Source organism: Amycolatopsis sp. WAC 04182, assembly GCF_003947465.1.
GTDB lineage: Bacteria > Actinomycetota > Actinomycetes > Mycobacteriales > Pseudonocardiaceae > Amycolatopsis.
This window is the reverse complement of record NZ_QHJJ01000005.1, coordinates 482115-495372: the sequence shown is the minus strand read 5'-3', so window position 1 is coordinate 495372 and position 13258 is coordinate 482115. Positions and strand designations below refer to the sequence as shown.

Genomic DNA, 13258 nt, shown 5'->3' with positions numbered 1-13258 from the left:
CGCAGGTCAGGCGTAGGTGGCGACCAATTCGACCAGCGTCCGCGCCGCGAAACCGGTGGCCCCGGGCACGACGTCGGCGTAGGTCTTGTCGGCCCGCGCGGGGCCGGCGATGTCGAGATGCGCCCACGGCACGTCCCCGACGAACTCCCGCAGGAACAGCGCCGCGACGATGCCGCCGGGACCACCCGGCGCCTGCCGGACGTCACCGAGCGAGCCCTGCACGGACTCGGCCAGGTCCTCCAGCAGCGGCATCCGCCACCACGCCTCGCCGACCCGCTCGCCCGCCTTCACGACCCGCTCCGCGAGCGCGTCTTCGGTGGCGAAGACGCCGCCGGTGCGGACGCCGAGCGAGACCTTCATGGCTCCGGTCAGGGTCGCCGCGTCGATCACCGCGTCCGGTTTGTGCTTCTTGATGCCGTAGACCAGCGCGTCGGCCAGGACCATGCGGCCCTCGGCGTCGGTGTTGCCCACCTCGGTCGTCTTGCCGCCGTAGTGCCGGACGATGTCGCCGGGCCGGTACGACGAACCGGACACGTGGTTTTCGGCGGCGGGCACCAGCCCGGTCACCTTGACCGGCAGGCGCAGCGCCGCGATGGCGCGGACCGCGGCGATGATCGCCGCGCCGCCCGCCATGTCGGTACGCATGAGGTGCATGCCGTCGGCCGGTTTGATCGAAAGGCCGCCGGTGTCGAAGGTGATGCCCTTGCCGACCAGCAGCAGATGCGTCGTCGCCCCGCGCGGCCGGTACTCCAGCTCGATCAGCCGCGGCGGCGCGGCCGACCCGCCACCGACGGCGAGAACACCGCCGAAGCCCTGCTCCGCCAGCCACTTCTCGTCCCGCGCCGTCACGGTCAGGTTCGGGAGGTCGCCGGCGGCCCGGACGGCCGTGTCGGCGAGCCAGGCGGGGGTCTTGACGTTCGACGGCGTGTTCGCCAGGTCGCGCGCGAACGCGGCGGCCGCGGCGAGTTCGCGGACCCGCTCCAAGCCGCCCTCATGACGTGTGATCAAGCGCACGGTCCGCAGGCTCGGCTTCGGCTCCTCGGCCGTCACCGTGAAGCGGTAACCACCGAGCAGCAACCCGAACGCGAGTTCTTCGACGTGCTCGACGCCCGCGTCCTCCGGCAGCTCGACGGCGAAGGCGCGGAACGCCTTCTGCCCCGCCTTGACGTCTTCCTCCAGCGCCGACGAGACGGCGCGGACCAGCGCGGCACCGGCCTTGCGGTACTGCTTCGGCTCACCGTCGCCGATGCCCGCCAGCCAGCGGACGCCGCCGGTCGGCACGGTCTGCACGTCACCGGCCATGCCGGTGGGCCGCACGCCGCCGATCTCCGCGAGTCCGGCGTCACCGTCCTCTTCGGACGGCGCGGCGATCAGCGTGGCCAGCGGCGTTCCGCGCCGTAGGTCGTCCGAGACCTCGAGTTCGAGCAGCTTCCCCGGAACGGGGGGTAGCGGGTTACGCACAGTGAGCGACCTCCGGGCGCAGATGAACCGCGACCCCGGCCTCCGAAGGGAGACCGGGGTGCGGGTGGTTGAACGTTGGTGCGGTCCGGCTCAGCCGGTGACCTCCTGCAAGGCCGCGCCGAGATCCTTCGCTTCTTCCGCGGAGAGTTCGACGACGAGGCGCCCACCACCTTCGAGTGGTACGCGCATCACGAGGCCCCGCCCCTCCTTAGTCACTTCGAGGGGACCATCTCCGGTCCGGGGCTTCATGGCCGCCATAGCGTGCTCCCTCCGTCTCAACCGGCGCGCCCGGGTCGCGCTCGTCAAAGCCAGCCGGGTCTACTGTCCATTGTCCCTCATCAGCGGCCGAGCGCGAACGCGGACCGATCTTTTGCCGCCGTATCGGTGCTGGTATGCGGCTCGCGAGGCTGAAAGACTCCTCTCTGACCGCAGTTTCGCCGACTAGGAGATCCCGTGACCACATCCGACGTTCTGCTGACCGCCGACGCCGATGGCGTGCGCACCTTCACGCTGAACCGGCCGCAGGCGTACAACTCGCTGACCGTCGAACTCAAGGAACTGCTGCTGGCGGGCCTGACCGAGGCCGCGGCCGACGACAGTGTCCGCGCGGTCGTGCTGACCGGTTCGGGCAAGGCGTTCTGCGCCGGGCAGGACCTGAAGGAGCATGTCGGGCTGCTGCAGGCGGGTGACCCCGCTCCGCTACACACGGTCAAGGAGCACTACAACCCGATCGTCAAGACCATCGTCGGGATGCCGAAGCCGGTCATCGCCGCGGTGAACGGCCCCGCGGCCGGCGCGGGCGCGGCCTTCGCGTACGCGAGCGACCTCCGGATCGCCGCGACGTCGGCGAACTTCCTGATGGCGTTCGCGAACGTCGGCCTCGGCCCGGACTCGGGCGCGTCGTGGACGCTGCAGCGGCTGATCGGTCTCGGCCGCGCGGCCGAGCTGATGCTGCTGGCCCGCACGGTGGACTCGGCGGAGGCGTTGACGCTGGGCCTGGTCGGCGAAGTCGTTCCGGACGAGGAACTGGCCGCCCGCGCGCAGAAGGTCGCCGCGAAGCTCGCGGCCGGTCCGACGGTCGCGTACGCGAAGATCAAGAACGTCCTGTCCGTCGCCGCGGAGTCGTCCCTCGAAACGGCGCTGGCGGCCGAGGACGAGGCCCAGACCGCGCTCGGCGCGACCGCCGACCACACCGAGGCCGTCGAGGCCTTCGTGGGCAAGCGCAAGCCGAACTTCCAGGGCAAGTAACCCGTCGCGACGTGCAATGAAGGACGCTTTCATAGCAAATTTCGCAATGAAAGCGTCCTTCATGGCGCGCTCGGGACCGGTACCGGACCGCCGCGCCTAACGTCCGGGAGTGATCCCGACCCCGCCCCACCTCCAGGCGACAGCCGCGGAGCGCGACCTCGGTGACTGCGTTCGCCGCTACCGCCGCAGGCCGGGCGCCATCGGGACCTTCTTCGCCTTCGCGCCGCTGGCGGGCGCTCTCGCGCTCGGGCTCCGCGAAGGCGACATGACCGGAGCGCTCGCCGTCGTGCTGTTCGTGTGGCCACCGCTCTTCCTCTGGTGGTGCGTCTCCACCCGAAGGCGCCTCGACGGCGGTCTCTACGTCTTCACCGGCGGTTTCGCGGAGGTCTACGGACGCAAGGTCCGGCAGGCGATCGCGTGGGCCGAAGTCCGCTCAGTGCGTTACCAGGGCACCGAGTTTCGGTTCAGCGCCGTCCCCTTCGCGTACGTCGCGAGATGCACCATCGAACTGCGTGACGGTGGCGTGATCGAGTTCGACAGCAGTTACCGCACGCTGGAGAGACTGGCCGAAGACCTCCACGCCCGCGCGATCTAAGCGGCCCGAAAGCAGTCCTTCACGTGGTCGTCGACCATCCCCGTCGCCTGCATCAGCGCGTAGCAGGTCGTCGGCCCGAGGAACACGAAGCCGCGCTTCTTGAGTTCCTTCGCCATCGCCTTCGACTCGTCGGTGATCGCCGGGACGTCCGCCATCCGCCGCGGCCGGGTGTGCGAGGAAGGCGCGAACGACCACAGCAGGTCGTCCAGCGAACCGTCGAGTTGCTCGATCGCCCTGGCGTTGTTGATCGCCGCCAGGATCTTCGCCCGGTTCCGCACGATCGACGCGTCCTGCATCAGCCGCTCGACGTCGTCGTCGGTGAAGACGGCGACCTTCTCCGGCACGAATCCGACGAACGCCTTCCGGAACGACTCCCGCTTCCGCAGGATCGTGATCCACGAAAGCCCGGACTGGAACGACTCCAGGCACAGACGTTCGTACAGTTCCTCGTCGCCGTGGAGCGGGACGCCCCATTCGGTGTCGTGGTACTCGACGTAGTCCGGGGCCGAGTTGCCCCACGAACACCGTTTGATCCCGTCCGCGCCCAGCAGACCCGCCTCAGCCAACCCGATACCCCTCCGCGTACTTCACGAATCTCTGCAGGCACAGCCGCAGCCCCAGTTCGAACCCCGGTTTCGCCACCGGCCAGCCGAGCCGCCCGACGACGCCGAACGGCGGCCGCAGATGCTCCGCCCAGACGAACGTCGACGCGTGCGGCCCCTTCTCGATCACCTGGAAGACTCCGGTGCCCTGCACGATCTTGCCGGTATGCCGCACGACGCAGCGCAGCGGCGGTTCCCAGCTGGTGATCTCCATGGTGTCGGTGAAACCGATGCCGGCCACCCCGGTGAACGCCGACAGTTTCGAACCCACGCTACGCCCGTTGCCTTCGACGACCTTGACCTCGGTGCCGAGCATCCATTCGCCCTGACGTTCCCAATCGGTCAGGGCGAGCCAAGCCGTCCCGGCCGGTACCGCGACGTCGACCGAGACGACGACATCGGTCACCTGGCGCCCTCGCGCTCGGCCTCCAGTTCGGCCACCTTGGCGCGCAGCTCCTCGATCTCGACGCCGAGCCGCCGCATCACCCAGTCCACTTCGGACATCTTGTAGCCGCGCAGCACCATCTGGTAGCGGACGGCGTGGACGTCCTCGGCGGTGATGTCCTCGGCGGGCAGCCTGGTCGGCGAGCTGCCGGGCGGCAGCGGGGCCAGCTCCTCACCCCGGCCGAACACCACGGCGGCCAGCAGAAACACCACGGCGGCCACCAGCAGCATGACTACGAGATAGATCAGGGCGGTCGTCACGCGACGATCGTGGCACACGAACGCCACGATCGTCGCGCCAGCAACGCGAGTCGCACGCTGACCACGACCCAGAGCACCATGAGGATCCCGCACGGCGCGGACAGGAACAGTCTCGACGCGTCGAGGAACCCGGTGGCGATCACCAGCAGCGCCACCGAAAGCAGGTTCAGCCCGACGGCCTCGCCGATCAGCACGCCGGCGGTCTTGACCAGCCGGGTGCCGTCCATCCGCCGGGACAGCCAGCGCATGGAGACGAGGGCGAGCACGCCCAGCACCGGCACGATGAAGACCGAACCGTGGGTGAACTGGGCGATGTACTTGTACCAACCCGGCGTCGGCGCGAGCTGCGACCAGTCGCCGAAGGTCCATTTCCGGGCGAGCTCCCAGGCGAGCTGCATCAGCGGCACGCCGAGGATCAGTTTCCACAGGGTCCGGGTGCCGCTGTGCATGCCCAGTTCGGCCTGGTAGTCCCTGGCGATCAGGTGCACCGGCCCGAAATCGGCGACGGCGCGCCGCTGCGCCTCGTGTTCACTCCAGCCGCCGTCGCGGTACGCGTCCGCCGCGTCGTTGAGGCCGTCGCGCGCCTCGCGCAGCAGATCCCGCTTCGCCGACGCGGGGCCGTCCAGCCGCGTGCGCAGCTCCCCGAGATAGGCCTCGATCACCGTCATGCCGTGGTTCTCCAACTCCGCGCGGCGACCGCCAGCCGCATGCTGAACAGGATCCAGGTTCCGGACAGGACCGCGCACGGCACGCTGACGAGCATGCGCGCGGGCTCCATCAGTCCGGTCGCGCCGCCGTACGTCGCGACCGCGACCAGGTTCAACCCCACGGCCGCGGCCAGCGCCCAGGAGACCGCGCGCGCGACCGGCGGACCGGCCGTCCGCCGCGAGAGCAGCCGTGCCGCGAGCAGCCCGGCGACCGCGACGGCAGGGGACAGCGCCGCCAGCGTGTCGGCCACGCCGATCGCGCGGGGGTACCAGGACGGCGTGGTACCGAGCCGCGACCAGTCGGCGAAGGCCCGCGCCAGATCCCAGGCGAGGATCAGGAGCGGGACACCGGCGATCAGCTCCCACAGCACGCGGATGTCGCGCCGCAGTCCCAGTTCCGTTTGGTAGCCACGCGCGATCAGGTCGGCCGGGCCGAAGTCGGCGACGGCCCGGCGTTCGGCTTCCGCCTCGTCGACCCCGCCCGCGCGATAGGCGTCGGCCGCGTCGACCAGACCGTCCCTCGCCTCGGTGAGGAGATCGGCTTTCGCCGCCGACGGCCCGCGCAGCCGGCCGTCGAGTTCGCCGAGGTAGGTCTCGATCGCGTTCATGCGGCGAGCAGACGCCGGGACCGGAAGGCGGGCGCGAGCAACCAGAGACTGAACGCCGCCCAGCCCGCCGCCAGCACGTTGCACGCCAGGCTCACGTTCATCCTGGACGGGTCGAGGGCCGCGGTGCCCACGGTGAGCAGCAGCAGCGCCAGCAGGTTCGTGCTCGCCGCGGCGCCCACCGTCCACCGCGTCACCAGCCCCAGCCGGACGCTGTCGAGCCTGCGCCCCAGCCGCCGGGCGCCGAACAGGGCGACCACGCCGATCAGGGGCGGAACGATGACCAGGACACCGAAGAGTTCGATGACGGACATGTACCACTCCGGGTTCGACTTCCCGCTCCGGCTCCAGTCGCCGTAGGTCCAGATCCGCGCCAGCTCCCAGCTCACGTGGATCAGCGGGATACCGACGATGACCTTCCACAGCGTGCCGATGTCGCCGCGCAACGCCAGTTCGGCCTGATAGTCGCGCGCGATCACGGCGACCGGGCCGAAGTCGGCGACCGCCCGGCGTTCGGCTTCCGCCTCGTCGACACCACCCTCGCGATACGCCTCGGCCGCGTCGACCAGACCGTCCCTCGCCTCGGTGAGCAGATCGGTCTTCGCCGCCGCCGAGCCGCGCAACCTGGCGTCCAGGTCACCGATGTAGCCGTCGATCGCGCTCATGCCGTGCTCCCCCCGAGGACACCACCGATCACGGTGGTGAACTCCTGCCACTCCGCCCGTTCCGCGGCCAGGGCCTTCTGCCCGGAGCGGGTGAGCTTGTACGTACGACGTTTGCGGCCGGACACCACGTCCCATTCGCTGGCGAGGAATCCGGCGCGCTCCAAGCGGCGAAGCGCCGGGTAGACGGTGCCCGTCGGCAGGTCGAGCGCACCGTCACTGCGGAGCTGGAGCGCCTCGATGATGGCGTACCCGTGCAGCTTCCGGCCGTCGAGGACGGCGAGGAGCAGCGCGTCGAGGTGCCCGCGCAGGCTGTCGGCCTTCATAGATAGACAGTCTACACATCGCCGCCCACCAGGGTAGCCGGGACTTTCCCGGACCGACCTCAGGGAATGTCCCCGAGATCACCCCGATTTCATAGATTTAGTGGCTACATGTAGCCAGGCTACGTATACAGTGCCTCGACATGGACGCACTCCCGATCGCGAGACTCCAGTTCGCGACGACGACCTCGTTCCACTTCCTGTTCGTGCTGCTCACACTGGGGCTCGTGACACTCGTCGCGGTGATGCAGACACGCTCCGCGTTCGGCGGCAAGCCGGAACTCACGCGGCTGACTCGTTTCTGGGGCAAGCTCTACGTGATCAATTACGCGCTGGGAATCGTCACCGGAATCGTGATGGAATTCCAGTTCGGGCTCACCTGGACCGGCCTGTCCGCGGTCGCTGGCGACGTCTTCGGCGCGCCGCTGGCCATCGAAACGCTGGTGGCCTTCTTCGCCGAATCGACCTTCCTTGGGCTCTGGATCTTCGGCTGGGGGCGGCTGAACAAATGGGTCCACCTGACGCTGATCTGGCTGATCACGCTGACCGCGTACGCCTCGGCGCTGTTCATCATGGTGGCCAATTCGTTCCTGCAGAACCCGGTCGGCACGCATGCCGAGAACGGCGTGCTGAAACTCGACGACTTCGGCGCGCTGTTCACCAACCCGGCGCTGACGATGTCGTTGCCGCACGTGCTGAGCGCGGCGCTGATGACCGGCGGCTTCTTCGTGGTCGGCGTCAGCGCGTACCACTTCATCAAGCGCACCAAGGAGATCGAGTTCTTCCGGCGTTCGATGCGGATCGGCGTACTCGCCTCGCTGGCGGGCAGCACGCTGGTGATCGGCTTCGGCTTCGGCCAGTTCGGGCCGCTGGGCGAGTACCACGGCGACAAGCTCAGTTCGCCGGATCCGCTGGTCGGCGCCTCACTGGGCTTCATGATCCAGATCGGGTTCATCGCCTTCCTCGCCTCGACCCTCGGCACGCTGCTGCTCTTCCGGAACTGGATCACCAAGGTGCGGCCACTGCTGTACGTGATGGTGCTGGCCATCCCGCTGCCGTTCGTCGCGGCGGTCCTCGGCTGGCTGGTGCGGGAGATCGGCCGTCAGCCGTGGCTCATCCGCGGGCAGCTGACCACCGCCGACGCCGTCGCGGCGATCCCGGCGGGGCAGATCCTGTTCTCCTTCATCGCTTTCACCCTGTTGTTCCTGGTGCTCGCGATCGCCGACTGGGTGCTGATGTCGCGGGTCGCGAAACGCGGCCCGGAACCCGTCGAAGAGGCGGCCGCGCCCCGTGCCGAACTTCCCGTCCTGAGCGGAGTCTGACCGATGGTGATCCTCTGGTGGTGTGTGCTCGGTTTCCTGACCGCCGGCTATTTCGCGCTGGCGGGCTACGACTACGGCGTCGGCATGCTGCTCGGCAGGCTGGGCCGTGACGAGACCGGGCGGCGGCGCGTGCTCGGCGCCTTCGGCCCGTTCTTCCTGGCCAACGAGGTGTGGCTGGTGGCCGCGGTCGGCGTCCTGTTCGGCGCTTTCCCTCATCTGGAAGGAAAAGTGTTCGCCGGGGCCTATCTCCCGGTCGTCACCCTGCTGCTCGGGCTGGTCACGTTCACCGCGGCGGTGCAGCTGCGCAGCAGGCGGCCGGACGCCGGCCGCGGTGCCTGGACGCTGGCGATCACCGTCGGCGCTTGGGTGACGGCGGTGTCCTGGGGCGTGTTCCTCGGCAATCTCATCATCGGGCTTCCGCTCGACGCGGCCGGGAAACCGAGCGACGACGTCCTCGCGGTGTTCAGTCCATACGCGCTGCTCTGGGGCGCCGGGTTTGTCGCGCTGTTCGCCCTGCAGGGCGCGGCTTTCCTCGCCGTTCGGGCGCCCGCCGAGCTCACCGCCCGCGCGAACCGGATCGCCAAGGCACTGCTCGCGCCGTCGTTCGCGTTCCTGGTCGTCGCGGTCGGTTGGGGCGCCTTCGAGACCACCGTGTCGTGGTCCGTGCTGCCCGCGATCGTGCTGGCGTTCGGCGCACTGGGCGTCGCGGCTGCGGCCTTGCGCGCCGGACGGCACAAGACGGCACTGGTCGCCACGATGACGCTGTCCGCCTCACCGGTGCTGGCCGTCGGTACGGCACGCCTGCCCGACGCACTGGTGTCCTCTGTGGACGGAGGCTTCTCGTTGAGCTTGACGGAAGCGGCCACCAGTACCGAAATGCTCGGCCTGCTCACGTTCGTCCTGCCTCCGGCGCTGGTGGCGATCGCCGCCGTGCAATGGGTGACCTGGCGCAGGCACGACGCCCGGGTCGACCAGCGTTCGCTGCTGCACTTCTAGGAGTTCGAGATGCCTCCCCTTCCCGGGCTGCGACGCCATTTCGGCGTACTGGCCGTCCTCGGAACACTGACCGCCGCGGCGATCCTCGTCCAGGCCGACGGCCTCGCGACGCTGCTCACCGGCGGCGGCGTGACCTGGACGCTCGTGGCCGCCATCGCGGTGCGGGCGTTGCTCGCGGGCGTCCAGGGCTCCGTCGGCGGCCGGTTCGCGGCGAAGGTCAAGGCCGGCTTGCGCAAACGGCTTCTCGGCGCGGACGCGGAGAAGCCCGGCGAGGTCGCGACCCTGGTGACCAAGGGGATCGACGCGAGCGACGCCTACCTGACCGGTTATCTGCCGACGGTGGTGCTGTCGGCGATCGTGCCGGTCGCGGTGCTCGTCCGGCTGTTCGCCGCGGATCTGTCGTCGGCGCTGATCATCCTCGCGACGCTGCCGCTGATCCCGGTGTTCGCGATCCTGGTCGGGCAGCACACGAAGGCGAAGACCGCCAAGCAGTGGGCGCTGCTTTCCAAGCTGGGCGGGCATTTCCTCGACGTCGTGCGCGGGCTCGGCACGCTCAAGGTGTTCGGCCGCGCGGAGGCGCAGGCGAAGACAGTGCGGGCGATGGCGGACGCGCACACCGACGCGACGATGCGCACGCTGCGGGTCGCGTTCCTGTCCGCGCTGGTGCTGGAACTGGTGGCGACGCTTTCGGTGGCGCTGGTCGCGGTGCCGATCGGCTTCCGGCTGCTCGAAGGCGGCATGGTCGTGCACACGGCGGTGCTGGTGCTGCTGCTCGCCCCGGAGGCGTACCTGCCGCTGCGGGCGGCCGGGGCGAAGTTCCACGCCAGCGCCGAAGGGCTCGCCACGGTGCGCGAGGCACTGGCCGTGCGTTCGGAGGACGTCGTCCGCGGTTCGCGCGTGGCCGGTCGTGGTGCGCCGCGGATCGTCCTGGAGAAGGTGAGCGTCGCGTACGGCGACGAAACCGTACTGTCCGAAGTGGACATTACGATCGAGGCGGGCGAGCACGTCGCGCTCGTCGGACCCAGCGGTTCCGGGAAGAGCACACTGCTGGCGGTCCTGCTGGGCTTCGTGACGCCGACGTCCGGCAGGGTCCTCGTCGACGGCGTCGATCTGCGCGACCTGGATCCTCTGACGTGGCGGGCCGGGACGGCGTGGGTACCTCAGCGGCCGACGTTGTTCACCGGGACCGTCGAAGAGAACATCGCCATGGGCCAGGTGCCGGACGTCCAGGCGGCGGCACGCGCGGCGGCGTTCGACGAGGTCGTGCGCGGATTGCCCGACGGCTACCGGACGCGGATCGGCGAACTGGGCGCGCCGCTTTCGGCCGGTCAGCGGCAACGGCTCGGCCTCGCCAGGGCGCTCGCCCGCACGGAGGCGGGGCTCGCGCTGCTCGACGAGCCGACCGCCAGGCTCGACGCGGAGACCGAAGCCGCCGTGCTCGGCGCGACCCGCGAACTGCTCACCGGCCGGACCTCGGTGCTCGTGGCCCACCGGCCCCCGATGGCCGCGCTGGCCACCCGCGTCCTCGAAGTCCGCGAGGGCGCCGTACGAGAACGGGAACTGGTGTGAACGTCTGGGGCGTGTCCACAAAGGACGTAGTGCGGCTGGTCCGGGCCGGGTTGATCGGAGCCGGGGCGGAAATCGCCGGGCTGGCTTTGATGGCCACGGCCGCGTGGCTGCTGCTGAAGGCAGCCGAACAGCCGCCGCTGGCGTCGCTCACCGTGGCGATCGTCGCCGTCCGGACGCTGGCCCTGGCGCGTGGCGGATTGCGCTACGCGGAGCGGCTCGCCGGGCACGAGGTCGTCCTGCGGTATCTCGGTGCCTTGCGGACCCGCGTGTACACGTCGTTGCTGCCGCACCGGGCCTCCCGGCATTCCGGCGGCGATCTCGTCACGCGGCTGGTGTCCGATGTGGACGCCGTACAGGACGCGATCCTGCGGTGCCTGCTGCCCGCCGGTGTGGCCGCTTTCGTCGGCACGGTTTCGACGACGGTCACCCTGATCGTCAGCCCGGCCGCCGGGCTCGTCCTGGCGCTCGGGCTTGTCGTGGCGGGGATCGGGTTGCCGTGGCTGTGCGTGCGGATCACTCGCGCGGCGGCGGAGAAGAGCGCTCCGGCGCGCGCGGACCTCGCCGAACGGACGGTCGAGTTGATCACCGGGCGGCGCGAGCTCATCGCCTACGGCGTGCACGAGTCCACTGTGGACGCCGCGCATACCGCCGTCGACGAGCTGGCGGTGCGGGACCGCGCGACGGCGAACCGCACGAGCCTGCTGACCGCGGCCGGGATCCTCGTCCAGTTGCTCACCTGCGTCGCGATCGCGCTGACCGCCGGGGTTTCGCCGCCGCTGACGGCCGCGCTGGCCCTCGGTGCGCTGGCGGTGTTCGAGCTGGTCCTCCCCCTGACCGCGGCCGCCCAGCGCTGGGTCGAAGTGCGCGCGTCGGCCGAGCGGGTGCGCGCGCTGCTGACGGAACCGCCGCCCGCGCGCGGCATCGTGGTGCCCGAGCCGGGACATCTGCGGCTCGAAGGGGTCGGCGTCCGGTTCGAGGGCAGGGCCCCGGCACTGGACGGCGTCGACCTCGACCTTCCGCCGGGCAAGCGCGTCGGGATCGTGGGGCCCAGCGGGGCCGGGAAGACGACGTTGCTGAACGTGTTGCTGGGCTCCGTCGCGCCGACGTCCGGGCGTGCTCTGTTGAACGGGAAACCGCTGGAGGCCTACGATCCGGCGCTGCTGCCGTCGGTGATCACGGGCGCGCTCGCGGACGCGCACGTCTTCCACACGACGGTGCGGGAGAATCTGCTGCTCGCGAAGCCCGGCGCCACCGACGCCGAGCTGCTTTCGGCGTGCGAGACGGCAGGGTTCGACCTGCCGCTGGACCGCGAAGCCGGCTCCGACGGTGACGCGCTGTCAGGCGGGCAGCGCCAGCGGCTCGTGCTCGCGCGGGCGGTGCTGGCCGCTCCGCCGATCCTCGTACTGGACGAGCCGGTCGAGGGTCTGGACCCGGAGCACGGCGACGCCGTCCTGGCGGATGTGCTCGCGGCCGCACGCGGCACCGTCGTCCTGGTGACGCATCGTGAGTCGCAGGTGGCCGGGTTCGACGAGGTCCTACGGCTCTAGGCCGCGCACTTCCCGCATTGGAGGCCGGTCGCTGACCGACACCTCGGCCACCTCCGGCAGCCATTCGTCACCTACTTGCGCGAACTGGGTGAGCTGGGCCGGGTCGTCGGATTTGATGCCGCAGCGCGCGAGCGCCGTCCCGAGGATCTGGCGCGCCATCACCCCCAGCTGAAGCAGCGAGCGGTTGCGATGCTTGCGTACGCCGAGGTTGACCTGTGCGAGCCCTTCGAGGCCGTAGCGCGCTTCGGCGTCGAGAATGAGCCCGATCTCGACGCCGTACCCGGCCGCGAAGGGCACTGACTCGAGAAACTCGCGCGTCGCGGCGTACTCGCCTCCCAGGGGCTGGATGAGTCCCGAGAGTGATGGGCGCAGCGCCGAGAGGACCGGTCGCGCCAGCAACTCGGTGACCCGACCACCGCCGCTGCTCTCCAGCCGCAGCGGCCGCCGGTAGAACCCCTTGACCAGGTGGACGCCTTCTTCGCACAGCAGGGGGCCGAGCAGGGTCGGCACGAACGCCGGATCCGGGTCGACGAGGTCGGAGTCGAGGAACACGACGACGTCACCGGTCGTCGCGGCCAGCGACCGCCACAGCACCTCGCCCTTGCCCGGCACCGGCGGCAGGTCGGGGAGCACGTCCTCGCGGTGCACCACGCGCGCGCCGGCGCGGGCGGCGAGCTCGGCGGTGGCGTCGGTCGACCCGGAGTCCATCACGACCAGCTCGTCGACGACCGTGCCCAGCAACGGCCGGACCGTCCCGACGACCTGGGCGACGGTGTCCTCTTCGTCGAGCGCCGGTAGCACGACCGAAACCGTCCGGTCACCCTTCGCAGCGACGATGTCTTCGACCGTCCAGCCGGGGTTCTGCCACGTACGCCGCTCGAACCAACTCATGAGTAGTGATCGTGCCATGCTGGAG

At 70.2% G+C, this 13258-nt stretch carries 16 protein-coding genes; 6 read left to right on the top strand and 10 right to left on the bottom strand.

The genetic code is table 11. From position 1 onward, the window contains the following. Positions 1–6: 6 nt before the first annotated feature. Complete coding sequence (locus DMH01_RS28415) at positions 7–1461, bottom strand: M17 family metallopeptidase (protein WP_125680245.1); 1455 nt, start codon at positions 1459–1461, stop codon at positions 7–9. Positions 1462–1551: 90 nt separating this feature from the next. After that, on the bottom strand, positions 1552–1719 hold the full coding sequence (locus DMH01_RS28410; protein ID WP_005155393.1) for a DUF3117 domain-containing protein: 168 nt from the start codon (positions 1717–1719) through the stop codon (positions 1552–1554). Between the two features lie 195 nt (positions 1720–1914). Between DMH01_RS28410 and DMH01_RS28405 the strand changes: the two genes are divergently transcribed. After that, positions 1915–2709 (top strand): enoyl-CoA hydratase/isomerase family protein, encoded by a 795-nt coding sequence (locus DMH01_RS28405; protein WP_125680244.1) that lies wholly within the window; start codon positions 1915–1917, stop codon positions 2707–2709. A 109-nt stretch (positions 2710–2818) separates the two neighbouring features. Further along, positions 2819–3304 (top strand): hypothetical protein, encoded by a 486-nt coding sequence (locus tag DMH01_RS28400; protein ID WP_125680243.1) that lies wholly within the window; start codon positions 2819–2821, stop codon positions 3302–3304. On the opposite strand, the gene DMH01_RS28395 is transcribed toward DMH01_RS28400, so the two are convergent. The 7 genes from DMH01_RS28395 to DMH01_RS28365 are packed head-to-tail and all read right to left on the bottom strand — an operon-like array spanning position 3301 to position 6911. Then, positions 3301–3870: a DNA-3-methyladenine glycosylase I gene (locus DMH01_RS28395; RefSeq protein ID WP_125680242.1), complete on the bottom strand. Its 570-nt coding sequence runs from the start codon at positions 3868–3870 to the stop codon at positions 3301–3303. The two genes, DMH01_RS28400 and DMH01_RS28395, sit on opposite strands and share 4 nt — an antisense overlap. Next, positions 3863–4312, bottom strand: coding sequence for an SRPBCC family protein (locus DMH01_RS28390; RefSeq protein ID WP_125680241.1), 450 nt, complete (start codon positions 4310–4312; stop codon positions 3863–3865). Before DMH01_RS28390 ends, DMH01_RS28395 begins: the two co-directional genes overlap by 8 nt. Next, positions 4309–4611 carry a DivIVA domain-containing protein gene (locus tag DMH01_RS28385; protein WP_039917099.1) on the bottom strand — a complete coding sequence of 101 codons (303 nt, stop codon included), beginning with the start codon at positions 4609–4611 and terminating at the stop codon, positions 4309–4311. The genes DMH01_RS28390 and DMH01_RS28385 overlap by 4 nt, the downstream gene beginning before the upstream one ends. Continuing rightward, entirely contained in the window at positions 4608–5279 is a 672-nt protein-coding gene (locus DMH01_RS28380; protein ID WP_125680240.1) for a permease prefix domain 1-containing protein, read from the bottom strand. Before DMH01_RS28380 ends, DMH01_RS28385 begins: the two co-directional genes overlap by 4 nt. Next, the gene (locus DMH01_RS28375; protein WP_125680239.1) at positions 5276–5926 is read right to left on the bottom strand and encodes a permease prefix domain 1-containing protein; all 651 of its coding nucleotides are present in this window, start codon (positions 5924–5926) and stop codon (positions 5276–5278) included. Before DMH01_RS28375 ends, DMH01_RS28380 begins: the two co-directional genes overlap by 4 nt. Next, positions 5923–6588 (bottom strand): permease prefix domain 1-containing protein, encoded by a 666-nt coding sequence (locus tag DMH01_RS28370; RefSeq protein WP_125680238.1) that lies wholly within the window; start codon positions 6586–6588, stop codon positions 5923–5925. Before DMH01_RS28370 ends, DMH01_RS28375 begins: the two co-directional genes overlap by 4 nt. Next, on the bottom strand, positions 6585–6911 hold the full coding sequence (locus DMH01_RS28365) for a helix-turn-helix transcriptional regulator (protein ID WP_005155407.1): 327 nt from the start codon (positions 6909–6911) through the stop codon (positions 6585–6587). The genes DMH01_RS28370 and DMH01_RS28365 overlap by 4 nt, the downstream gene beginning before the upstream one ends. 140 nt (positions 6912–7051) lie before the next feature. On the opposite strand from DMH01_RS28365, the gene DMH01_RS28360 reads away from it, so the two are divergent. Genes DMH01_RS28360 through cydC form a run of 4 tightly spaced genes read left to right on the top strand, consistent with a single transcriptional unit; the run spans position 7052 to position 12342 of the window. After that, positions 7052–8230, top strand: coding sequence for a cytochrome ubiquinol oxidase subunit I (locus tag DMH01_RS28360; RefSeq protein WP_125680237.1), 1179 nt, complete (start codon positions 7052–7054; stop codon positions 8228–8230). Between the two features lie 3 nt (positions 8231–8233). Next, a complete protein-coding gene (locus tag DMH01_RS28355; RefSeq protein WP_125680236.1) occupies positions 8234–9226 on the top strand; it encodes a cytochrome d ubiquinol oxidase subunit II in 993 nt (330 codons plus the stop codon). Between the two features lie 9 nt (positions 9227–9235). Next, positions 9236–10795, top strand: a complete 1560-nt coding sequence (gene cydD, locus DMH01_RS28350) for a thiol reductant ABC exporter subunit CydD (protein ID WP_125680235.1) — start codon at positions 9236–9238, stop codon at positions 10793–10795. Then, on the top strand, positions 10792–12342 hold the full coding sequence (gene cydC / locus DMH01_RS28345; RefSeq protein WP_125680234.1) for a thiol reductant ABC exporter subunit CydC: 1551 nt from the start codon (positions 10792–10794) through the stop codon (positions 12340–12342). Before cydD ends, cydC begins: the two co-directional genes overlap by 4 nt. Here the strand turns inward: cydC and DMH01_RS28340 are convergent. Next, positions 12331–13233 (bottom strand): glucosyl-3-phosphoglycerate synthase, encoded by a 903-nt coding sequence (locus tag DMH01_RS28340; protein WP_125680233.1) that lies wholly within the window; start codon positions 13231–13233, stop codon positions 12331–12333. The two genes, cydC and DMH01_RS28340, sit on opposite strands and share 12 nt — an antisense overlap. Between the last annotated feature and the right edge of the window lie 25 nt (positions 13234–13258).

Bases quoted from the DNA above. Each gene is read 5' to 3' on its own strand.
- DMH01_RS28360 (WP_125680237.1), top strand. From the start codon at position 7,052: ATGGACGCACTCCCGATCGCGAGACTCCAGTTCGCGACGACGACCTCG.
- DMH01_RS28365 (WP_005155407.1), bottom strand. From the start codon at position 6,911: ATGAAGGCCGACAGCCTGCGCGGGCACCTCGACGCGCTGCTCCTCGCC.
- cydD (WP_125680235.1), top strand. From the start codon at position 9,236: ATGCCTCCCCTTCCCGGGCTGCGACGCCATTTCGGCGTACTGGCCGTC.
- DMH01_RS28380 (WP_125680240.1), bottom strand. From the start codon at position 5,279: ATGACGGTGATCGAGGCCTATCTCGGGGAGCTGCGCACGCGGCTGGAC.
- DMH01_RS28410 (WP_005155393.1), bottom strand. From the start codon at position 1,719: ATGGCGGCCATGAAGCCCCGGACCGGAGATGGTCCCCTCGAAGTGACT.
- DMH01_RS28340 (WP_125680233.1), bottom strand. From the start codon at position 13,233: ATGAGTTGGTTCGAGCGGCGTACGTGGCAGAACCCCGGCTGGACGGTC.
- DMH01_RS28355 (WP_125680236.1), top strand. From the start codon at position 8,234: ATGGTGATCCTCTGGTGGTGTGTGCTCGGTTTCCTGACCGCCGGCTAT.
- DMH01_RS28375 (WP_125680239.1), bottom strand. From the start codon at position 5,926: ATGAACGCGATCGAGACCTACCTCGGCGAACTCGACGGCCGGCTGCGC.
- DMH01_RS28370 (WP_125680238.1), bottom strand. From the start codon at position 6,588: ATGAGCGCGATCGACGGCTACATCGGTGACCTGGACGCCAGGTTGCGC.